This window comes from Halomonas sp. A40-4, assembly GCF_015767635.1.
Classification (GTDB): Bacteria; Pseudomonadota; Gammaproteobacteria; order Pseudomonadales; family Halomonadaceae; genus Vreelandella; species Vreelandella janggokensis.
The window spans coordinates 3932984-3954313 of record NZ_CP065230.1; the positions used below are offsets into that span (position 1 = coordinate 3932984).

Consider the following 21330-nt stretch of genomic DNA (forward strand, 5'->3'; position numbering starts at 1 on the left):
TGGGTTAGTCAAAGACTGCTTGCTCTATCGGTTGTTCAAAAGCGCTAGTAAATCGCTACCCGGCCGTCGAAGACATGCGTCGCCGGCCCCACCATGATCAGCGGTGACTCGGGTGACGACCACTCGACACTCAATTCGCCGCCGAGTAAATGGACGCGCACCGGGCTTTTTAACAGCCCCTGGCGGATACCACTGGCAACGGCGGCGCAGGCCCCGGTACCACAGGCTAGCGTTTCGCCACTACCGCGTTCAAATACCCGTAGCCGGATTTCGCTTGCCGACAGCACCTGCATGAACCCCACGTTCACACGCTTGGGAAAGCGCGGATGCGCTTCGAGCAGCGGACCCAAACGCGCGACGGGAGCGGTATCAACGTCATCGACCTGAAGCACCGCATGGGGGTTGCCCATCGACACCACACCCAGTTGCAGCGTTTCACCATCCACCTCGACATCGTGCAGCGGCTGGTCGCCCGGGGCGTCGAACGGCACGGCTGCCGGATTAAAGCGCGGCTGCCCCATGTCGACACGCACCAGGCCGTCGTGCTGAACATTCAACACCAGCGGTCCGCCAGCGGTTTCAACACGAATTTCGTGCTTGTGGGTCAGACGCTGTTCACGGACAAAGCGCGCAAAGCAGCGCGCCCCATTACCGCAGTTTTCGACTTCGCTGCCATCAGCGTTGTAAATCCGGTAGCGAAAGTCCATATCAGGGTCGCGGGGCGGCTCCACGATCAGCAGTTGGTCAAAACCGATGCCAAAACGCCGATCCGCCAGTTGGCGTATTTGCTCGTCGCGCAGGCGGGCGCGCTGGGTGACCAGGTCGACCACCATAAAGTCGTTGCCGAGGCCGTGCATTTTGGTGAAGTGCAAAAGCATTAGCAGCCTCCTTCGGGCAGCAAGGCTTCACCGGACCACAGGCTTTCCAGCGTTTCACGGGCGCGGACCAGATGACAACGTTCGCCGTCTACCATCACTTCAGCGGGGCGCGGGCGGCTGTTGTAGTTGGAGGCCATGACAAACCCATAGGCGCCGGCGGACCGCACGGCCAGCAGGTCGCCCGCGGCAATCGCCAACTCGCGTTCTTGACCCAAAAAGTCGCCCGTTTCACAGACCGGCCCCACCACATCGTAGATCGAGGTTTCGCGCGCTGATCGCGTATCCACCGGGACAATGGCCTGCCATGCCTGATACAACGCCGGGCGTATCAGATCGTTCATGGCGGCATCCACGATGGCAAAGTTCTTGGTTTCGCCAGGTTTTAAAAACTCCACACGGGTGAGCATGATCCCCGCATTGGCGGCAATCGAACGACCGGGTTCGAACAGCAGCGTCAGTTGCTCGCCGCCTTCCCAACGCGACAGGCGCGAGAGTAGCTGGCTTGCGTAGTCAAACGGGTGCGGCGGGGTTTCATCCCGGTAGGGCACGCCAAGGCCGCCGCCCAGGTCCAGATGGTCGATCTCGATGCCACGCTCGCGCAGGCGCTCCATGAGCACCAGTAAACGCTCCAGCGCATCCAGAAACGGCGCGGTTTCGGTAAGCTGCGAACCAATATGGCAATCCAGGCCCTTGACCTGCAGGTTGGGCAGACTTGCGGCCAGTTCGTACACCGTCAGGGCATCGTCGACGGGAATGCCGAACTTGTTGTCCTTAAGGCCAGTGGAAATGTATGGGTGGGTACCCGCGTCCACATCGGGATTGACCCGCAGCGACACCGGGGCCATCTTGCCAAGCTCACCCGCCACGGCGTTCAGCCGCTCGAGCTCGGGGCGTGACTCGACGTTGAAACATTTGATGCCCACTTCAAGTGCCCGGGCCATTTCATGGGGCTGCTTGGCCACGCCGGAAAACACGACCTTGTCCGGGTCACCGCCCGCCTTGAGCACGCGCTCAAGCTCGCCCACCGACACAATGTCAAAACCCGCTCCCAGCTTGGCCAACAGCCCCAGCACGGCGAGATTGGAGTTTGCCTTTACCGCGTAGCAAATCAGGTGTGGATGGCCGCCCAACGCTTCGGTGTAGGCGCGGAAATGGCGCGTCAGTGTTGCCTTTGAATAGACATAACAAGGCGTGCCGTATGTCTCGGCGATACGGTCAAGCGGGACATCTTCAGCAAAAAGCAGGCCGTCACGGTCGTTAAAATGATCCATTTAACCCTCCTGCTGATCGACATTATCGTCATCGGGCAGGTAGAGCGGCCCTTTTTGTCCACAGCCGACCAGCAACAGGGCCACCACGGCGAGTAAGGCAATTTTTTTCATAGTGCCCCCCCTTTCAAGGTTGCCAGTGCCTCGCGGGCACGCTGGGCGGCGGCACGCACCTGGTCGGGGGCCGTTCCGCCGATGTGATTGCGCGCGGCCACAGAGCCCTCCAGCGTCAGCACCTCGAATACATCCTGCTCAATAGTGGCCGAGAACTGCTTGAGTTCATCTAGCGTCATTTCTGAAAGGTCTTTTTCAGTCCTCAGGCCATAGGCCACCGACTGACCGACGATCTCATGGGCATCACGGAAGGCCACCCCTTTGCGCACCAGATAGTCAGCCAGGTCGGTGGCCGTGGAAAAGCCTTTGCGCGCCGCTTCAAACATGCTGGCTTTTTTCGGCTCGATGGCCGGCACCATGTCGGCGAACGCTTTCAGGCAATCACGCACGGTATCCACGGCGTCAAACAGGGGTTCCTTGTCTTCCTGATTGTCCTTGTTATAGGCCAGCGGCTGGGACTTCATCAGGGTCAGCAGGCTCATCAAGTGGCCATAGATGCGGCCCGTCTTGCCACGCACCAGCTCAGGCACATCGGGGTTTTTCTTCTGCGGCATGATCGACGAGCCGGTACAGAAGCGGTCGGGCAAATCGATAAAATCGAACTGGGCGCTGGTCCACAGCACCAGTTCTTCGCTCATGCGCGACAGGTGCATCAACAGGATACTGGCGAAGCTGGTGAATTCGATGGCGAAGTCGCGATCGGACACGGCGTCCAGCGAGTTTTCCGCCGGGCGCTCAAAGCCCAGCAGTTCGGCGGTCACGTGACGATCGATCGGGTAGGTGGTACCGGCCAGCGCCGCAGCACCGAGGGGCATCACGTTGATCCGCTTGCGGCAGTCCAGCAGGCGCTCGTGGTCACGGGCGACCATCTCTTGCCAGGCCAGCAAGTGGTGGCCAAAAGTCACCGGCTGGGCGGTCTGCAAGTGGGTAAAACCGGGCATGATGGTATCGGCTTCGCGGTCAGCAAGCTCGATCATTCCCTCGCGCAGGCGGACAAGCTCGGCTTCTATGACGTCGATGGCGTCGCGCATGAACAAGCGAATATCAGTAGCCACCTGATCATTGCGCGAACGCCCGGTGTGAAGCTTTTTGCCGGTAATACCGATCTTGTCGGTCAGCCGGGCTTCGATGTTCATGTGCACGTCTTCCAGCGGCACCGACCACTCAAACTCATCGCGCTCGATTTCGCCCTTGATCTCACTCAGGCCGTTGATAATCGCGTCACGCTCGTCGTCGGTCAGCACGCCGACGCGCGCCAGCATCGTCGCGTGGGCGATAGATCCCTGGATATCCTGGCGCGCCAGGCGTTGATCAAAATTGACGGACGCGGTAAAGCGTTCAACAAAGGCGTCGGTGGGCTCGCTGAAGCGACCGCCCCAAGACTGGTTCGTAGCTTGGCTCATCGGAGGCATATCCTGCTGACAAAACAATTAGAGTCGATAGCGGAAAGTGTAACAGAGTCACCCTCGGGAGCGGCACGCCGTTTTTATCACGACGGCATCAATGCCTAGGGCGTCGACAACGTCGGGGGCGACGCTAAGAAATCAAGCAGGGCGTTCAATGGCATGGGGCGCGCGAAGTAGTAGCCCTGCAAGTAGTCGCAGTGACGTTGGGCAAGGTAGGCAAACTGCTCAGCGGTTTCCACGCCCTCGACCAGCACCTCTAGCTCCATCTTTCCCGCCATGGCAACAACGCCATCAATGATGGCGGCATCGTGGCGATCGGTAATCACATCACGCACAAATGAACGATCAATTTTGATTCTGTTAATAGGAAGGCGTTTAAGGTAGCTCAAGCTGGAAAAACCGGTGCCAAAGTCATCCATGGCAATGTGAACGCCCAACTGCCGTATGCGCTGCAGCGCTTGAATGGCCTGCTCCGCGCTATCCATCAATACGCCTTCGGTCAGTTCCAGTTCAAGCAGTTCCGGCGCCAGGCCGCTTTCCTCAAGCACCCGTTCAACCGTTTCCAGAAAACCGGGGCGCTGGAAATGCATCGGCGAAACATTCACCGCCATGGTGATTCGCCCCAGGCCCAGCTCGTTCAGTTGCTTGGCAACGCGGCAGGCAGTGGCGAGCACCCAGTCGCTGATCGGGATGATTTGCCCGGTGTCTTCCGCCAGGCCAATAAAATCCCCGGGCGGAATGAAGCCACGTTCAGGGTGCGGCCAGCGGATCAGGGCTTCCACGCCCACCACCCTGCCACTGGGCCCGTGCATTTGCGGCTGGAAATACAGCTCGAACTGCTGCTGCTCAATCGCATACTGCATCGCATTGCGCAGGCTGACCCGTTCGCTGACCTTGCGGTTGAGATCCTCGGTATACCATTGGCAGGTATTACGCCCGCGACGCTTGGCCTTGTACATGGCCAAGTCAGCCTGCTGGATCAACTGGGAAGGGTCACTGAGGGTACCGTCGCTCATCGCCCCACCGATACTTGCGGTAATGCGCAACTCGCTGCCTTGATGCCAGTAGGGTGTCGCCAATCGTTTGAGAATCCGCTCAACCACTTGAATCACGTCGCTGTGGTGGGCCAGATCCGGCAGGAGGACCACAAATTCATCACTGCCGAAACGCGCTACGGTATCCCAGGGGCGCAGTTCCTCTTCAAGCCGCTTGGCGACCTCCATCAGAATAAAGTCACCGACTTCATGCCCAAGGGTGTCATTGATCGGCTTGAATTCGTCCAGGTCGATAAACAGCACGGCGAGATGACGCTGGTAGCGGCGCGCCACCAGGCATCCCTGCTCCAGGCGCTGGGTCAGCAGCGTCCGGTTTGGCAACCCCGTCAGCGCATCATGGCTGGCGTTATAAGCCAACTGTGCCTGGTACTCGCGCTGTTCAGAGATATCGTTTTGCACGCCGATGAAATGGGTCACTTGCCCCAACGTATCGCGCACCGGAGCAACGTATAAATCGTTCCAGAAAGGCCTGCCATTGCGCCGATAGTTGCGAATCACCACATGCACTTCTATACCATCAGCGACACCCCGGCGTAGCTGCTTGACTGTATTGGGATCGGTATCGTCGCCTTGCAAAAAACGGCAGTTGCGGCCAAGCGCTTCCTCGCGGGTATATCCAGTGATCCGCTCAAAGGCGGTATTAACGTACACGATAGGCAAGTCAGCATGGGCCGCATCCGCAATGATCATGCCATTGGTACTTGACTCGACGCTGCGTTCGAGGAGCTTCAGTCGGCTTTCGGTGGCTTTGCGATCCGACACCACCCGCGCGATGACATAGGCCACCCCGTCGCCCAGCGAAGGATCGACCTCTAACCAGTGAAGCGCCTGTGAGGACGAGCGGGCCCGCACCTCGAAGATGGGAACATCGTGCCCCTGGATCAAGCGCTCAAACATTGTCTCGATGAGAAGGTGGTCCCGCACGTCAACCACCTTGCCACAGTGCCTACCCACGAGTGCGTCCGCTGAATAACCCAGCAGGTTCTCAAACGCAGGGTTTACCTGCAAAAACCGCCCTTCCAGGTCAATACAGAAAAATAAATCATGGGAAAGCAGGAAAAATTGATCCAGCTGTCCATACGGTGCAGAGGGCGTCATAGGGTATCCTGAGGCAAGCAACTTGGGACGCATTCAAGATCACTTGCGGTATTGGTTATTTTTACTGGGTAGCCGGGTGCTTTATGATGAGAACTATCATAATTTGACGCGCCGTGTCAGCGGCAAAAGGAGAATAACGTGGCATCTATCACCAAACTACGCATCGCCACGCGGAAAAGCCAACTGGCGATGTGGCAAGCGGAGCATGTTCGCGACCGCCTGATGGCGGCGCACAGCGGACTTGAGGTTGAACTTGTGCCGCTGTCCACGCGAGGCGACAAGATCACCGATACACCGCTTTCTAAAATTGGTGGCAAAGCATTATTTGTCAAGGAATTGGAAGAGGCCATGCTGGACGGTCGCGCCGACATCGCGGTGCATTCCATGAAAGATGTCCCCATGCATTTCCCCGAAGGCCTGGGCCTGTCGATAATTCTCGAAGGCGCCGACCCCACCGACGCCTTTGTCTCGAACCATTACCGCAGCCTTGACGAGCTGCCGGAGGGGGCTCGCATTGGCACGGCCAGCCTGCGACGGGGACTACAGATGCGCGAGGCGCGTCCTGATCTCAGCATTCTGAACCTGCGCGGCAATGTCCAGACCCGCCTGGGCAAGCTGGATAGCGGTGAATTCGAGGCGATCATCCTGGCCACCTCCGGCCTCAAGCGGCTTGGCCTGGACGACCGCATTACCCAGGCGATGCCGCCTGAAATCTGCCTACCCGCCTGCGGGCAGGGCGCCCTTGGCATTGAGTGCCGACTGCACGATCCTGAATTAATTGCACTTCTGGCGCCGTTGGACGATGCTGATACTGCCACACGCGTTCGCGCGGAAAGGGCGATGAATACGCGCCTGGAAGGCGGCTGCCAAGTGCCCATTGCCGGTCATGCGGTGCTGGACCTTGATAACGAGACGATGTGGCTGCGTGGGCTGGTCGGCAACCCGGAAGGCACCGAAGTGCTCCGCGCGGAGGGCCACGGCTCGATGCACGAACCCGAAGCGTTGGGTATTCGCATCGCTGAGGAGTTGCTTGACCAGGGAGCAGGCAAGATTCTGGCCGAGGTATACGGCAACGAGATATGACGCTACCGGTACTGATCACCCGGCCTGGTACTCGAGGGACAGTGCTTGCAGAGGCACTGCGCCGCGAGGGCGTCAACGCTGAGACACTGGACGTGATGCAGCTTCAGGCGCTGCCCGAAGACACGACCTTGCGCCAGGTTTGGCTAAATATTGATCAGTACCATAAGATCGTTGTTGTGAGTCCCTTTGCCGCTGGCTGTTTGAGCGAGGCGCTTGATCGCTACTGGCCACAGCTGCCGGTCGGCATTGACTACTATAGCGTTGGTCAAAGTACAGCGGCCTTGCTTTACGACCAGTTAGGCGTGCGCGTGCATGTCCCGCCGCCGCGTGAGAGTGAGGATACCAGCGAAGCGCTGCTGCGCTTGGCATCACTGCAAAGGCTATCCCACCAGCGCGTATTGATAGTCGCAGGTGAAGGCGGTCGACCGCTATTAGCGGATACGCTTGCCGAACGCGGCGCGCAGGTGACCGCTTTGGCCGTCTACCGACGCCGCTTGCTGACACCATCGAGCCCCGTAAAAGCGCGGCTCGCAACGGGTAATTACCGGGCGTTGATCGTCACCAGCGGCGAACTCTTAGAACATCTGGCAAAATGGTGCCAACCGGCAGCGTTGAACCAACCGCTAATCGTTTCCAGTCGCCGTTTGGCTACACTGGCTGAAAGACTGGGGTTTTGCGACCCCATTGTGGCGTCAGGGGCCACACCACCGGCGTTAATCGCCGCGTTGGCTCGGACCTAGACCCAGCGGGTGCCGATGTCGATCAAGGAACTTAACAAGGGCTAGCGACAGATGAGCAAACAAACAAGCGATCAGGACGACACCCAGAAAAACGCGGCGTATACCGCTGGTGAGGACAAGGCGGCGCCGTCGTCATCCTCCACAACCGGCTCCCCTCCTAATGGCGCCCCTGGTAGTCATGGCGACGATTCCAGCCCCTCGACAAACACATCAGCGTCGTCGCAGACGCCTGCTTCCTCATCCAGTGGTCAGCGCTCACGGCGACGCCAGAAAAGCGCCAAAAACGCCGCTCAGGATACAACCCAGCCAAAGAACCAAGGCGCCAATCAATCAAGCGACGGGCAACAAGCCTCTGCGTCCAGCGATCCCAAGAAGAGTGGCTCTTCACAGGATACCTCTTCCAGCAGCGCAAAAAGTCCTGCTTCGTCGTCAACGCCTTCATCCGGCAACAAGCAAAGCCCGCCGTCCCAATCCACGCCGCCCACTGGCGGCGGCAAAGGCAAAGGCGGGTTTGCCATTGTGTTGGTACTGCTACTGGCGATAGCGGTGGGCGTGGTCGCCTGGCAGGGCTGGCTACGCTTGGAAGCCCAGCAGCAGCGACTTAATGAACTCAGTGAAAGCAGTGCGACGCAACAGGCCGTTGACGACCTTGCCGCGCAGCTTGAAAACGCTCAAGCCCAGCGCGAGCAACAGTTTGACAGCACCATCAGCGAGCTGCGCGATGAGTTTGCCAACTATCGCAGCAACGTCGACGACACCCTGGACGACGTACTGGCGCAACTATCTCAAGAGCAGGAAACCGATGAGCGCGACTGGCTGCATGCCGAAGCCGCTTATTTATTGCGCCTCGCCAACCAGCGTCTGCAGTTGGAAGGTGATGTTGAAGGTGCCACTGCGCTGCTGCGCACCGCCGATGCGCGCCTGGAAGATGCCGACAACCCTGCCTTGACATCCGTCCGGCGGGAAATCGCCAACGAACTGGCCGCCCTTGATGCTGTCCCGCGCCTGGACCGCACCGGGGTCTATCTGGCGCTGAATGCGCAACAGGAACGCGTCGCCGGGTTGCGCCTTTCCCAGGCAGTGGAAGAGCGTGCGGTGACCTCGAGCATCGAGCAGCCGCCCACAGGCACCTTCGAGCGCCAACTGGCCCGCTTCGGCGAAGAACTGAAAGACCTGGTGATGATTCGCCACCATGACGAAGCCCTGGAAGCGCTGGTCACGCCGGAGCAGGAATCATACCTGCGCCAAAGTCTGCGGCTGATACTTGAGCAATCCCAGTTAGCCTTGCTCAAAGAAGAGCAGTCGCTTTACGAAGCGAGTATCGACAAGGCGTTGGAACTGATCAACGGTTACTATGACACCTCTCGGGAAGAAACCCAGCGCGTGATCGAGCGCCTTGAAGAACTCAAGGAGGTGACCGTCGAGCCCGAACTGCCGGATATCAGCGGATCGCAACAGGCCATGGCGGAATTTATCGACAACCGCCACGAGTCGCGCCAGCAACAAGAGGGAGGTGAGTCATGAGAAAGCTCATCCTGCTGATTGTTGCCGGGCTCGCCGTTGGGGCGCTGTTTGGCCACCTGATGATGTCAGTGCCCGGCTACTGGCTGATACGCGTCGGTGACACCTCGGTGCAAACCTCCTTCTGGTTTGGCCTTGTACTGCTGTTGGCCGCCTTTCTGGTGCTGCATTTTATACTGCGCCTGCTAAGCGGCATGATTCGCCCGGTAGGCCGATTTCGCACCTGGAATAGCCGCGCCCGCAACCGCCGTGCCATGAAGCGCACTGTGCGGGGGCTGGTGGCCATGACCGAAGGGCGCTGGAAACGCGCAGAAAAAACGCTGGTGAAAGCGGCCGATGATTCCAGCACGCCGCTGGTGAACTACCTATCGGCAGCCCTGGCGGCACACTATCAAGGCAACTACACCCAATCCCAAGAGCACATCAATCAAGCCCAACTGACGACGGAAGGTGCTGATACCGCCATTGGCTTGATGCAGGCGCAATTACTGATCGACCGCCAGCAGCCTGAAGAAGCGTTGGCAATTCTTAACCGCTTGGACAAGCAGCTGTCTAATCACCCGCAAGTACTCAAGCTTCTCAAGCAGGTCTTCCTGAGCGTCAACGACTGGGAAGGATTACGCCGGCTGATCCCCCGGTTAGCCGCGCAAAAGCTGATTTCACAGCAGGAGCGCGAAGAACTCGAGTTCAAAGCATACCGTGAGCTGATTATCTTCGAGGCCAAAAATCCGAGCGATATCGAGCGTGTTCGCAGCCTCTGGGCAGACATGCCCGACTACCTGCGCGGCAAGACCGAGCTCATCGTGCTGTACGCCGAGGCCCTGCTACAGGCCAACGAAGACACCATTGCCGAACGGTTGCTGAATCACTCTCTCGATCACCACTGGGATGCCCGGCTTGTGAAGCGTTACGGATTGCTCAATGTCGATCCGTCACGCCAGCTCGTCAAAGCGGAAAAATGGCTTCAGGAACGGCCTAACGACCCCGAGCTGCTGCTTGCCTGCGGGCGATTGTCACTACGCACCGGTAAATGGACCAAAGCACAAGAGTACTTTGAGGCCAGCCAACGCCAACGCCCCAGCGGTGTGGCCTGCGCCGAGCTTGCTCGCCTCTACGCCAGTCTCGGCGAGCATAACAAAAGCCAGCTTTACTACCGCCACAGCGTGGAAATGCTGGCCAAGTCGCTGCCTTCGCTGCCCCAGCCAAGCGATGCCAGCGATAGCCAGCCAGATGGCAAAAGGGCGAAGAAACGCGCCTGATGCAGAAACAGATGAAGTTCAAAAAGGGGGCTCAATAAGCCCCCTTTTTTGCTTATTTATAACCTGCGCTGGGTAGCGTTGATGCATTGGCCGACCGTCCACCGACACTACCGGCTTACAGTGATCACTCGACACTTTGCAGAATGACTCACTTTGTGCGATACGCTGCCAATCATCACCCCTCCCAAGTCACTTAGTCCGCGGCTTCCCATAACGATAGCATCTATCGGCAAGTTGTTAGCTGTCTCCAAAATCACCCTCACCGGATCGCCCTGAATGAGATGCTTTTCAACCTGCTGAGCCCCTTGTTCACACGCTGAAGCGAGCGCTTGCTCTAGTAGCTGGTCGCCAGCTTTAATACGTTCATCAAGAGGGGCTTCTGCATTTAGCGCGCCAACACCCCAGACTAAGGTGGCTTCGTACGCCAACACTTGCGGTATGTGCAATAAGTAAAGCGTTGCACCGCTTTCGCCCAACAGCTTACAAGCGACAGATAACGCTTGCTTTGCATGTTCCGAACCATCAATAGGAACGAGAATACGGTCATACATAATGAAATCCCCTTCTTGAAACTTTTGTTTTTGCCGATATGCCGCGTTTATGAGACGACATTTAATCCGCTAACGACTGAAAAATTGTATGATACGCCTAGCAGATCAATCCGAAGCAGCATTGGGCATTGCCTTACTCCCCCACTATAAACAGACTGCTGCCAGTAAAGAGATAAAACCAATATTGTTTAAGCAGCCGCTCATACCCTGGAGGTATCATGGAACTGCGCCACCTGAGATACTTTTGTATTGTTGCCGAGGAGCTTAACCTCACCTGCGCAGCCGAACGCTTACACATATCTCAGCCGCCTTTATCTCGCCAAATCAAGCAGCTAGAACAAGAAGTCGGCGCTGAACTATTTGAGCGAAGCACCCGGGGTCTGCGTTTGACCCCTGCAGGCGTGTTTTTTCAACAGCACGCGCTACAGATATTAGAGAAAGTGGAAGTGACCATCGATGGAACGCGTCGCATGGCACGAAGCAAACGCATGCTATTTGGCATTGGTTTTGTGCCTTCCGTGTTTTATGGTCAACTACCGATAATGGTGCGCGACTTGCGCCAAAAGGATAATGTCGAGCTCTCATTAGCAGAACTCACGACCGTTCAGCAAATTCAGGCACTCAAGGCTGGCCGTATTGATATTGGGTTTGGGCGCCTACGCATTGATGACCCAGACGTCGAACAAGAGATTCTCTTTAACGAGCCGTTAATTGCCGCCTTGCCTAACGGACACCCCCTAGAAGGCACGACACCGAGCTGCGAAGACCTCGCCCACTACCCACTCATTCTCTTTCCATCCAAGCCAAGGCCAAGCATGGCAGACATGGTACTGGGCATCTTCCGCCGCCAGGGGTTAAAGGTGGAGGTTGTACAAGAGGCCAACGAACTACAAACCGCACTGAGCCTAGTGGCCTCAGGCATTGGCATTACGCTGGTACCAGAGCAAGTCAAGCGCGTCCAGCGCGATGGCGTCACCTATATTCCGTTGAAAGATAAATCACTGGTTACCCCCGTCATCTGTAGTCGCCGACGCGGTGAGCCCCCCTCTCTCATGATGCAGGAGGCTAACGCCATTTTAGAGGTTCTGGTCGAAAATCGTCGTTCCGGCCGCTATCCCTAAAGACGGCTCGTTGAGTATTTTGTGGCTAACACTGACTGCTTACGGTAGGCCCGGCGAGCCAAGGTAGTCCTTGGCGCTTTGCTCCAACGATGCAGTGAAGCTTTACTATCGTCGATTGCCGCATAGATCTTATCAATGATGCTATTTCTCATACCGTCACTCAAAAGAAAAACGACGATGTAAAATGTTGTAGGCAAGCGCCCCGAAAATGACACCCCAAAAAGCCGAACCCAATCCTAAAAAACTTATACCAGATGCCGTGGAAATGAAGGTAATGACCGATGCCTCCAAGTGATTCTTTTCCGCGGCAAAAGCACTCACATTGCTGGTAATCGCTCCGATCAGTGCCAAACCCGCCAACACAGCGACGAACTCTCCTGGCAATGCGGTAAATAACGCCACAATGGTTCCGGCGAAAGTACCGCCCACAAGGTAGAAGACGCCGTTCGCCACGCCGGCCACATAGCGTCTATCTGGATCTTCATGGGCTTCTTTACTGGTACATATCGCTGCCGTAATGGCAGCTATCACAGTGGTGATACCGCCAAAAAACGCAGTAACCAAAGAGGTCAAGCTGGCGACGGTAACAATTGGCTTAGCAGCTGTGTTATAGCCAGAACTGCGCATGATCGCCATGCCTGGCAGGAACTGCCCAGTAAGGCTGACCAGCACCAGCGGGATTGCCAAACTTAAGGTAGCATCCCACGTCCACTCAGGACGGATTAACTGTGGCTCGGCAAGCTGAACAGAAACGCCCTCCAGACTCGCGCCTTCTAAGAAGACAGCCAACGCGACGCCAACCACTAACAATAGCACTAGGCTGTAGCGAGGTGTCAGCCGCTTGAAGGCCAGGTAGGCAATGATCATACCGATCGCCAGCATCGGAACGTTTTCCAACGACACAAATACTCCAACACCAAACTGAAAAAGAATACCCGCCATCATGGCACTAGCAATTCCAGGCGGAATCAGACGAATAATCCGGTCGAAAGAACCTGTAATTCCAATCACAAAAATTACCGCTGCAGCGGTTAAATAAGCGCCTACCGCCTCGTTTAGCGAAAGTCCTGGAAACAAGGTCACCAGCAGTGCCGTGCCGGGTGCAGACCAAGCGGTCACTACCGGCACTTTTAACCATAGGCTTAAAAAGATACCTGAGACAGCTGCGCCGATTGAGATGGCCCAGACCCAGGACGTCATCATGGCACTGGATATTTCGGCGCTCTGAGCCGCCTGGAAAAAGATGGCGAGTGGCCCGGAATAAGAGACCAGCACCGCTACAAAGCCAGCAGTGATAGCAGGGATAGAGGCATCCTTGTAAAGCTGCATGCAACGAATTCCTAATAACGTGAGTTGTACTATTTTCCTACCAGCAATATCGAAGTGGGGTTAAAGAATAAAAGGAATAACCTTTAGCCACACTGAAGTCTCTGCTTTAGCCCACTTTCAAAGTAGGAACACAAAAAAGGCCCGCTCGATATAAAAAGCCACGGGCCAAGAAAGATAGATGGCATGGGTTTGAGGATACGAAATTTAACCCGTTTTCTTTAGAGCACCACGATTAAAGACGAACTCAAAATCTTTGGTTTCAAAAATAAGCGATACGATCACACCGACGACCAGTGCCCAGAAAGTGGCGCCAATTTCCAACATTGAAACCCCAGAAGCGGCGATCAAGAAAGCAAATAATGCACCCATCTCGTGCTTCTTACCGGCAAAGGCGATCGACATAGCCGACGTGATGACCCGCATTAGTGCCAAACCCGCAATAATGGCAATAAAGTAGCTTGGCGTTGCCTCTAGAAGACTGACCACGTAGCCATAGAAAGGCGCGCCAATGATAAAAATGGTACCGGCAATTACCGCCGCTACCCAACGTTTATCATGACTACCGGCCTCTGGCGATGCGCACACCCCAGTCATCGGGGCCGCAATGCAGGTACTATGAAGATTGAAGAATGCAGATATCATGGTGCCTAACCCGCCCACAGCGGTAATTGCATTAGCCGGGGCATCTTTATACCCCATCCCTTTGACCAGGCCAACGCCGGCCGGCGTTTCCATCCCAACGAGAATAATGGCCAGGGGCAGGCCGTAGGTCAGGAAAGCCGCAACGCTAAACTCAGGCATAATGAACTCCGGGAAGCGAATGGTCGCTTCAATGCCTGACAGATCTACGCCAGTCACCATGAGGTAAATCAGACCTGCGACCATTGAGACAATCAACGGTGGAATTTTGCGAAAGAGTCGCGCAGAAATAAAGAAAGCAAGGATCATGATAGACGCTGGCACTATCGCATCTTCCAGCGGGCTTACCATCTTAAGGCCAAAGCTAAGCAGCATCCCACCGACCATGCCCATCACGATAGGCATGGGAATAAGGCGCATCACTATCCCCATCACACCGGTCAAACCCGCTACCAATGTTATGGCGCCAGCGATCAAACTAGCCCCTAAGGCGGCTTCAAGCCCCACAACAGGAATGACCGCAGCAAACATCAGCGCTCCGGGGATTGAATTAGCCATCGGCAAAGGCAGCCGGTAATAGGCTGGCATCAAGAGGCCAAAGAATCCATTGATCATCAGATAGCTTATGACCCAAATCATAATGAAGGAGGAATCGAGACCAGCGGAGGTACCAGCGCTAATGTGAACGACTCCTACGCTAAGACCTAAAATGCCTGCAACCAAACCTGTGCTTGCATTATCAGCATTGAGGTCACGTATAAAATCGCGGGGTGCATGCCTAAGACTGACGCCTTTCTCAAGATGTTTCACGGCTTTCTCCTGGGTTATTGTGATTAGAGTTATAAATTAACGATTAAGCTTTAGTTAGAATTATCTGTGTTTAAGCCGCAGCTAAGTTGCCAATAGCCACTAACCAAGGTCACCACCCGCCACAGGTAGTACGCTACCGGTGATATAGCTGGCGTCGTCAGATGCAAGAAACAAAATGGGGGCTGCCATTTCATCCAACGTTCCATAGCGACTCATCAGGCAGCTCTGCTTGGTTTGGTCAATATGTGCCTGGAACCAGGCCTGTTCTGTCGAGTTACTAGGCTTAGGAGTGCCTCTCGAAATGCGTCGTGGCGGCGCTTCCGTCCCACCTGGCGCCGTCGCCACCACGCGAATGCCATGCTCAGCGTATTCAAACGCAAGCGAAGCGGTCATTGCGTTGACGCCCCCTTTGGCTGCTGAGTAAGGAATTCGATGTATACCGCGTGTAGCTGCCGAGGAGACGTTAACAATCACACCATTACCCTGCTTCACCATGGTGGGCAGTACCGAACGGCAACACCACAGGGTAGGCATCAGCGAGCGGTTAATTTCGGCAGCAATCTCGGTATCGGTAAACTCAGTAAATGGCTTGAAATTGATCGCACCGCCCACGTTGTTAATAAGAATATCAATACACCCAAATTGCTCGTGTACAGCCTGCATGGCTTCCTCGGCGCCGGCGTATGTTTCCAGGTCCGCTTGTACCGCGATTACGTCGCTACCTTTCTCACGAAGTCCGTTCACCACCTCATGGATATCATCAGCACGATCCACCAGCGCTAACTTTGCTCCTTCGGAAGCAGCAAGCTCAGCTACGCGCTGCCCAATCCCTTGAGCCGCACCGGTAATCACCATGACTTTGTTTTGAAAACGTTGTGTCATGAGGCACCACCTACTTCATTAGGGGTGAATTTCTCGTAGTAGAAGCTCTGTGGCTCGATTCCTTCAGCATCGAAGTGCTTAAGCACGGCATCCACCATTGGCGGCGGGCCGCACAGGTAAACGTCCACATCACCGTTATGCATTACCTCTGCGTCCATGTGATGGGTTACATAGCCTTTGCGCGGGTGATCACTTTCTTCATCCACGATCACTGTGGAGTAGGTAAAACCAGGCAACCTCTCAGCAAAGACGTCGAGTGCGTCAGTTTTGACCAGGTGGTCATCTTTGTTGACGCCGTAAATCATATGGATCGGCGTGTCACAACCCTTCTCTGACAGTTGCTCCAGCATGGAAAGAAACGGTGCGAGTCCCGTACCACCCGCCAGCATGAGGACTGGGCGAGTCACTTCACGCAGGTAGAAGCTCCCTAGCGGGCCGGTCAACGTGAGTCTATCTCCCGCTGCTGCCCGTTCAGTCAAGTAACCACTCATGACCCCTTTGGAAATGTTACGAATCAAGAAGGTAGCGCGCTTATCACCTGGCAAGGAGCTAAACGAATAGGAGCGGTGAGCATCTGTGCCGGGCACGTCAATATGGATGTACTGGCCTGGCAGGAAGGCAAGGCCTTCCTGCTCGTCTAGATCGACAACAAGCTCAATGCTGTCTTCCGACAGTTGATCAACGACCGACAGCGTGCCCTCAACCTTGCCGACCTGAGTCTTGCACAGGCTGGAGGCTACCGGCACTTGGACGACACAGTCCGATGACGGCACCATTTGGCAAGTGAGCACTTGTCCGTCAGCAACCTCCTCATCGGAGAGCGCTTCCTCCAAGTACTCGTCACCCATGTCGAACTCACCCTGTTCACAGTGTCCTTTACAGGTGCCACATACGCCGTCAGAGCAGTCCATCGGCAGGTTAACTTTTTGCCGATAAGCGGCGTCGAGAACCGTTTCTCCTTCTTTACATCCGATAAAACGGGTGACGCCATCCTCAAAGTTGAGGGCAATGGTATAGCTCATGGTTAACTCTCCTCTCACATCAGGTCACACGTGATAGACGTCGATGACCTGATGGATATAGTCGTTATTCAACTGCACGACTTTTCTTGTGATCAGCGGTACGTCACCTGACACGTCTAGCGTGTAAAAGCACGTGCCGAAAAAGCTGTCGGTCTTTTTGTAGCGGTGATTGAGCGTGTGCCAGTTAAAACGCAACTCCATCGTGTCGCCGTCTTGCGACAGGATTTCAAGATTGCTCACCTGGTGCGTGGTGCGAGGCTCCGGTGTGCTCGCACCGCTGCGCTCCGTTTTGATCCGATAGACCCGGTCCTCTAACCCTTCGCGATTGGGGTAGTAGATCAGCGAGATTTCGCTATGTGGGTCGCGCGTGAGCTGATCGTCGTCATCCCAGGCGGGCATCCAGAATTCGGCATCTTTGCGATAGCATGCTAGCCATTCATCCCATTCGCGGTCGTCCAGCAGGCGGGCTTCACGGTATAGGAAGACTTGGATGTCGTGATACGTCATACTCATGATAATTCTCCCCTCTTCTAAGGCGCTGAGCGCTTAGGCGGACGCGGTGGCGATAAATTGGCTGCGCTCTTTTTCGATGGCACGCAGCATCTCATCGACCCAGTGCTTGTGATGCAGCACATAGAGGCCTTCGTCCTCCGGTGAAGCACCGCTGAGCAGGGGTTTCATATCGATGGCCTGGGCGTTTTCATCGGCGCCTTCAACCCATTGCTTGGCCCCGCGTGAGAGATCGTTCCATTCGGCCAGCGCACCGTTGTAGCCTTCTTGGCAGGCGCGAAACTCTTCTAGGTCATCCGGAGTGCCCATGCCCGAGACGTTGAAGAAGTCTTCGTACTGGCGAATACGCACTTCGCGGTTTTCGGCGGATTCGCCCTTGGGTGCGAAGCAGTAAATCGTGACTTCAGTTTTGTTGACATCGATGGGGCGTAACACGCGAATTTGCGTGGAGAACTGGTCCATCAGGTAGACGTTGGGGTAGAGACACAGGTTGCGCGTTTGGTTAACGATAGAGTCGGCGCGGGCTTCACCTACCTGCTCCTGGATCCAGTCTTTATTCTGGTAGACTGGGCGCACTTCGGGGTTAAGTAGGCGGGTCCACAGCATCATGTGACCGTTTTCATAGGAGTAGAAGCCGCCTTTACTCTTGGACCAGCCATCGGCGTCCACTGCTTGGGTGCCACCAGCGTCGTAGTTGCGGCGTTCCATGGTGGAGGCATAGTTCCAGTGCACAGAGCTAACGTGGTAGCCGTCGGCACCGTTCTCGGCCTGCAATTTCCAATTGCCGGTATAGGTGTACGACGACGTACCACGAAGGATCTCAAGGCCTTCGGGGGCTTGATCGACGATGTTGTCGATGATCTTGGTGGTCTCACCAAGGTGCTCTTCGAGCGGTTGAACATCATCGCTTAGGCTACCAAACAGAAAACCTTTGTAGTTCTCGAAGCGCGGTAAGCGCTTGAGGTTGTGCGAACCGTCCTGCTTGAAGTTGTCGGGATAAGCCCCGCCCTTTTCGTTTTTGGCTTTGAGCAACGTGCCATCGTTTTTAAAGGTCCAGCCATGGAACGGGCAGGTGAAAGTGCCTTTGTTGCCGCGCTTGCGACGACATAGAGTAGCACCGCGGTGTGCACAGGCGTTGATGAGACCGTGCAGTTCCCCTTGCTTGTCGCGGGTGATGACCACCGGCTGACGTCCCATGGTGACGGTCATGTAGTCACCTGGCTCGGCAACCTGGCTTTCGTGGGCCAGGAATAGCCAGTTGCCTTCAAAGATGTGCTTTAACTCAAGTTCAAAGAACTCAGGGTCAGTGAACATGCTGCGATGGCAGCGGAAAATACCGTTGTCAGGGTCATCTTGTACAGCACCGCGCACGCGGGCTTCGAGTTGATCAAGTTGCGTGGTCATGATCTCTCTCCTCGTATGAATGGGTCTCGCTATGACAAGCCCTGTGAAAGGCTTGTCTAAACCAAAGCGTGAGACTTATACCTTGGCGGTACCGGCAAGCTGACTAGCCAAGTCTGTATCGTCTTCCTTGGCCCGCGGACGGGCGTGGCGTACCTGCAGCTCCAGCGCGTCGGTGGTAGCCAATTCGACGTCGAACACCACGTGGGAGAACGGGCCGTCCAGGTCGCGCTTGGCGATCTCGGCCGGGTCCTCAATTCGCTCAGCGGGCACCACCAGTTCTTCCCGAGTGGCAAAGGCGAAGTCATCATAAGTGTAGGGATCACCCGCCAGATTGATCTGGGTCGTCAGGTGTTGGTGGCCTGGAGCGGAGACGAAGTAATGGATATGCGCCGGACGCTCGCCGTGACGACCCAGTGACTTGAGCACCACATCGGTCGGCGCGCCTTCGGGCACCCCGTAACCGGAGGGAATGATGCTGCGCGCGGTGTAGCGGCCTTCGCTATCCGCATAAATCGTGCGGCGCAGGTTGTACTCGGACTGAGAGGGGTCAAAAAAGGAGTAGCCGCCTTTGGAGTTCGCGTGCCAGATCTCGACCTTGGCACCGGCAATCGGCTGGCCGTCGACATCGCGGACCTGGCCGGTCAGCCACATGGTCTCGCCATCCTGATCTTGGCCGTCGTCCAGGCGGGCAAAGCCTTCCGCCTCGGGGGCACCAGCCACGTACAGTGGACCTTCAATGGTCCTCGGTGTACCGCCAACGCGCTTGGCTTCCTCGTCGATGGCGTCCTGGCGCAGGTCGAGGAAGTGGTCAAAACCAAGTCCTGGCGAGAGCAGTCCGAACTGGGTTTCATGCCCGAGGGCATTGAGCAGGTTGACGGCCGCCCAGTACTCTTCTTCGCTAACGTCGAAATCATCCATCAGCTTGAACAGGTCGCTAACCAAGCGATGCACAATTTGTTTGGCGCGCTCGTTGCCACCGTTTTGGTCAAATCCGGCGATGGCCTTGAGGAAGTCTTGAACTTCGGGGGTGTCGAATATCTTCACGGTCATGATGAAACCCTCAGTTTGTTATGGAGTGTTTTATTAAAGTGAACCGGCGTTTATGCAGTTAATTTAGCTGTCGTCGTCACGCACTGAAGATGGGTGACGACACAACGGCTTGACGTTGATGTCCATGTAGGGGAAAAGTGGCAAGTTGCTTACCAGTTCTTGCAGCTCGCCGTTATCCTCGACGTCAAAAATGCTGACATTCGAGTAGCTGCCTGCTACCCGCCATAGGTGGCGCCATTTACCTTGGCGTTGCAGGTCTTGTGCATACGCCTTCTCAGTGGCTTTAATCTTGGCCGCTTGCTCTGCCGGCATATCGGTCGGCAACTTAACGGTCATCTCTACTTGGAACAGCATGAGTTTCTCCTTTTTAAATCGCGGCGAACGCCAATGGGGCAGGCACGCGGTTAATGACGCGAGTAGTGAGCTAACTTATCTTCGTCCAGCGTGATACCCAGCCCCGCGCCTTGAGGCAGCTCCACGCCAAATTCGGTGTAATTAAGGGAGCTCACGACGATGTCATCTTTTAGCAGCAGCGGACCAAACATCTCGGTACCCCAGGCCATTTCCGGCAGTGTCGCCCAGGCGTGTAGCGAGGCGGCAGTCCCAATAGTGCCTTCCAATAGTGTGCCGCCGTACAGGCCAACGCCGGCCGCCTGGGCAACATGAGCAAGCTCTAAAACGCCGTAAATACCTCCAGATTTGGCAAGCTTAAGAGCAAACGCTCCATTAAAGCCGTTGCACGCTAGGTCCAGCCCATCACGGGCATCCTGAACGGCTTCATCCGCCAGAATGGGTACGTTGAAGCGATTGGCTAAGCGCACAAGGCCGGCATGTTCACGGGCGGGGATGGGCTGCTCGATTAGCTCAACACCGGCATCCTGCAACACCTGAATGCCCTGCACTGCTGTGGGTTCATCCCAAGCCTGATTAACGTCAACGCGCACACTGGCACGATCGCCCAAGGCTTCTTTAATCGCCGCTACGTGGCGCACGTCCTGCTTGAGCGGATTAGCACCAATCTTTAATTTGAAGTCGCAGTGTCGACGCTGCTCAAGGCGCATTAGTGCCTCGTCGATATCCTTAGCGGTATCGCCGCTGGCAAGCGTCCACAGCACAGGCATGTGCTCGCGGTGCGCCCCCCCAAGCAACTCAGCGACACTTAGTCCCAACCGCTTGCCTTGGGCATCGAGTAACGCGGTTTCCAGCGCCGACTTGGCTATCATATTGCCGCGAGCATGACGGTTCAGGCGGGTACGCAACTGGTGGATATTTTGGGATGGCTGACCAACCAGCAGCGGTGCCAGATAGATATCGATATTACGCTTAATGCTCTCGGGGCTTTCCGGGCCATAGGCAAGACCGCCAATGGTGGTGCCTTCGCCGAGCCCTTCGATACCGTCAGAGTGGCGCATGCGCACAATGACCATGGTTTGGCAGGCCATGGTGGTCATGGAGAGTTTGTGAGGACGGATGGTCGGTAAGTCGACCAGCAGCGTCTCAATATGTTGAATGACGGTTGACATGCAGGCTCCAGCGTCTGGCAATCGTTGACTTGATGTCAGTTTGGTGGCGCCAGGAAGACGGAACCAA

19 protein-coding genes and 1 pseudogene are annotated in these 21330 nt (G+C 56.1%); 5 read left to right on the plus strand and 15 right to left on the minus strand.

Translation table 11 applies throughout. The annotated features are described in order from the left end of the window. Positions 1-44 precede the first annotated feature (44 nt). The 5 genes from dapF to IT895_RS18215 all read right to left on the minus strand — a co-directional run bounded on the left by dapF (position 45) and on the right by IT895_RS18215 (position 5819). Entirely contained in the window at positions 45-878 is an 834-nt protein-coding gene (gene dapF / locus IT895_RS18195; protein ID WP_085918074.1) for a diaminopimelate epimerase, read from the minus strand. After that, complete coding sequence (gene lysA, locus IT895_RS18200) at positions 878-2149, minus strand: diaminopimelate decarboxylase (RefSeq protein ID WP_199284266.1); 1272 nt, start codon at positions 2147-2149, stop codon at positions 878-880. The genes dapF and lysA overlap by 1 nt, the downstream gene beginning before the upstream one ends. Continuing rightward, on the minus strand, positions 2150-2260 hold the full coding sequence (gene lptM, locus IT895_RS18205; protein WP_082925969.1) for an LPS translocon maturation chaperone LptM: 111 nt from the start codon (positions 2258-2260) through the stop codon (positions 2150-2152). Next, positions 2257-3663 (minus strand): argininosuccinate lyase, encoded by a 1407-nt coding sequence (gene argH / locus IT895_RS18210; RefSeq protein WP_199284267.1) that lies wholly within the window; start codon positions 3661-3663, stop codon positions 2257-2259. Before argH ends, lptM begins: the two co-directional genes overlap by 4 nt. 104 nt (positions 3664-3767) lie before the next feature. Beyond that, positions 3768-5819 (minus strand): putative bifunctional diguanylate cyclase/phosphodiesterase, encoded by a 2052-nt coding sequence (locus tag IT895_RS18215; protein WP_199284268.1) that lies wholly within the window; start codon positions 5817-5819, stop codon positions 3768-3770. Between the two features lie 138 nt (positions 5820-5957). Between IT895_RS18215 and hemC the strand changes: the two genes are divergently transcribed. The 4 genes and pseudogenes from hemC to IT895_RS18235 all read left to right on the plus strand — a co-directional run bounded on the left by hemC (position 5958) and on the right by IT895_RS18235 (position 10422). Beyond that, positions 5958-6902, plus strand: a complete 945-nt coding sequence (hemC, locus tag IT895_RS18220) for a hydroxymethylbilane synthase (RefSeq protein ID WP_085918070.1) — start codon at positions 5958-5960, stop codon at positions 6900-6902. Continuing rightward, positions 6899-7677: pseudogene (locus tag IT895_RS18225) on the plus strand (uroporphyrinogen-III synthase). Before hemC ends, IT895_RS18225 begins: the two are co-directional and overlap by 4 nt. A 16-nt stretch (positions 7678-7693) precedes the next feature. Continuing rightward, a complete protein-coding gene (locus IT895_RS18230) occupies positions 7694-9166 on the plus strand; it encodes a uroporphyrinogen-III C-methyltransferase (RefSeq protein ID WP_199284269.1) in 1473 nt (490 codons plus the stop codon). Beyond that, entirely contained in the window at positions 9163-10422 is a 1260-nt protein-coding gene (locus tag IT895_RS18235; RefSeq protein ID WP_199284270.1) for a heme biosynthesis HemY N-terminal domain-containing protein, read from the plus strand. Before IT895_RS18230 ends, IT895_RS18235 begins: the two co-directional genes overlap by 4 nt. A gap of 107 nt (positions 10423-10529) precedes the next feature. On the opposite strand, the gene IT895_RS18240 is transcribed toward IT895_RS18235, so the two are convergent. After that, entirely contained in the window at positions 10530-10973 is a 444-nt protein-coding gene (locus IT895_RS18240; RefSeq protein ID WP_199284271.1) for a universal stress protein, read from the minus strand. A 218-nt stretch (positions 10974-11191) separates the two neighbouring features. Here IT895_RS18240 and IT895_RS18245 point away from each other — a divergent pair, with 218 nt between their 5' ends. Further along, positions 11192-12094, plus strand: a complete 903-nt coding sequence (locus IT895_RS18245; protein ID WP_199284272.1) for a LysR family transcriptional regulator — start codon at positions 11192-11194, stop codon at positions 12092-12094. Positions 12095-12250: 156 nt separating this feature from the next. Here the strand turns inward: IT895_RS18245 and IT895_RS18250 are convergent, their stop codons facing one another. From IT895_RS18250 to IT895_RS18290, 9 genes are all read right to left on the minus strand, one after another. Next, positions 12251-13423: a benzoate/H(+) symporter BenE family transporter gene (locus IT895_RS18250; RefSeq protein WP_199284273.1), complete on the minus strand. Its 1173-nt coding sequence runs from the start codon at positions 13421-13423 to the stop codon at positions 12251-12253. A gap of 204 nt (positions 13424-13627) precedes the next feature. Further along, positions 13628-14872: a benzoate/H(+) symporter BenE family transporter gene (locus IT895_RS18255; protein ID WP_199284274.1), complete on the minus strand. Its 1245-nt coding sequence runs from the start codon at positions 14870-14872 to the stop codon at positions 13628-13630. A gap of 99 nt (positions 14873-14971) precedes the next feature. Beyond that, positions 14972-15754, minus strand: coding sequence for a benzoate diol dehydrogenase BenD (gene benD / locus IT895_RS18260; protein ID WP_199284275.1), 783 nt, complete (start codon positions 15752-15754; stop codon positions 14972-14974). Next, positions 15751-16776: a benzoate 1,2-dioxygenase electron transfer component BenC gene (gene benC, locus IT895_RS18265; protein ID WP_199284276.1), complete on the minus strand. Its 1026-nt coding sequence runs from the start codon at positions 16774-16776 to the stop codon at positions 15751-15753. The genes benD and benC overlap by 4 nt, the downstream gene beginning before the upstream one ends. Positions 16777-16800: 24 nt before the next feature. Then, on the minus strand, positions 16801-17289 hold the full coding sequence (gene benB / locus IT895_RS18270; RefSeq protein WP_199284277.1) for a benzoate 1,2-dioxygenase small subunit: 489 nt from the start codon (positions 17287-17289) through the stop codon (positions 16801-16803). 33 nt (positions 17290-17322) lie between these two features. Then, the gene (locus IT895_RS18275; RefSeq protein ID WP_199284278.1) at positions 17323-18690 is read right to left on the minus strand and encodes a Rieske 2Fe-2S domain-containing protein; all 1368 of its coding nucleotides are present in this window, start codon (positions 18688-18690) and stop codon (positions 17323-17325) included. A 75-nt stretch (positions 18691-18765) separates the two neighbouring features. Then, positions 18766-19740 (minus strand): catechol 1,2-dioxygenase, encoded by a 975-nt coding sequence (catA, locus tag IT895_RS18280; protein ID WP_199284279.1) that lies wholly within the window; start codon positions 19738-19740, stop codon positions 18766-18768. 63 nt (positions 19741-19803) lie between these two features. Further along, a complete protein-coding gene (gene catC, locus IT895_RS18285; RefSeq protein ID WP_199284280.1) occupies positions 19804-20094 on the minus strand; it encodes a muconolactone Delta-isomerase in 291 nt (96 codons plus the stop codon). Positions 20095-20144: 50 nt separating this feature from the next. After that, positions 20145-21263, minus strand: coding sequence for a muconate/chloromuconate family cycloisomerase (locus tag IT895_RS18290; protein WP_199284281.1), 1119 nt, complete (start codon positions 21261-21263; stop codon positions 20145-20147). Positions 21264-21330: the final 67 nt, after the last annotated feature.

What these genes read in the sequence shown, in the direction of transcription:
- dapF (WP_085918074.1), bottom strand. Translation starts at nt 878, where the DNA reads ATGCTTTTGCACTTCACCAAAATGCACGGCCTCGGCAACGACTTTATG.
- lysA (WP_199284266.1), bottom strand. Translation starts at nt 2,149, where the DNA reads ATGGATCATTTTAACGACCGTGACGGCCTGCTTTTTGCTGAAGATGTC.
- lptM (WP_082925969.1), bottom strand. Translation starts at nt 2,260, where the DNA reads ATGAAAAAAATTGCCTTACTCGCCGTGGTGGCCCTGTTGCTGGTCGGC.
- argH (WP_199284267.1), bottom strand. Translation starts at nt 3,663, where the DNA reads ATGAGCCAAGCTACGAACCAGTCTTGGGGCGGTCGCTTCAGCGAGCCC.
- IT895_RS18215 (WP_199284268.1), bottom strand. Translation starts at nt 5,819, where the DNA reads ATGACGCCCTCTGCACCGTATGGACAGCTGGATCAATTTTTCCTGCTT.
- IT895_RS18230 (WP_199284269.1), top strand. Translation starts at nt 7,694, where the DNA reads ATGAGCAAACAAACAAGCGATCAGGACGACACCCAGAAAAACGCGGCG.
- IT895_RS18235 (WP_199284270.1), top strand. Translation starts at nt 9,163, where the DNA reads ATGAGAAAGCTCATCCTGCTGATTGTTGCCGGGCTCGCCGTTGGGGCG.
- IT895_RS18240 (WP_199284271.1), bottom strand. Translation starts at nt 10,973, where the DNA reads ATGTATGACCGTATTCTCGTTCCTATTGATGGTTCGGAACATGCAAAG.
- IT895_RS18245 (WP_199284272.1), top strand. Translation starts at nt 11,192, where the DNA reads ATGGAACTGCGCCACCTGAGATACTTTTGTATTGTTGCCGAGGAGCTT.
- IT895_RS18250 (WP_199284273.1), bottom strand. Translation starts at nt 13,423, where the DNA reads ATGCAGCTTTACAAGGATGCCTCTATCCCTGCTATCACTGCTGGCTTT.
- benD (WP_199284275.1), bottom strand. Translation starts at nt 15,754, where the DNA reads ATGACACAACGTTTTCAAAACAAAGTCATGGTGATTACCGGTGCGGCT.
- benC (WP_199284276.1), bottom strand. Translation starts at nt 16,776, where the DNA reads ATGAGCTATACCATTGCCCTCAACTTTGAGGATGGCGTCACCCGTTTT.
- benB (WP_199284277.1), bottom strand. Translation starts at nt 17,289, where the DNA reads ATGAGTATGACGTATCACGACATCCAAGTCTTCCTATACCGTGAAGCC.
- IT895_RS18275 (WP_199284278.1), bottom strand. Translation starts at nt 18,690, where the DNA reads ATGACCACGCAACTTGATCAACTCGAAGCCCGCGTGCGCGGTGCTGTA.
- catA (WP_199284279.1), bottom strand. Translation starts at nt 19,740, where the DNA reads ATGACCGTGAAGATATTCGACACCCCCGAAGTTCAAGACTTCCTCAAG.
- catC (WP_199284280.1), bottom strand. Translation starts at nt 20,094, where the DNA reads ATGCTGTTCCAAGTAGAGATGACCGTTAAGTTGCCGACCGATATGCCG.
- IT895_RS18290 (WP_199284281.1), bottom strand. Translation starts at nt 21,263, where the DNA reads ATGTCAACCGTCATTCAACATATTGAGACGCTGCTGGTCGACTTACCG.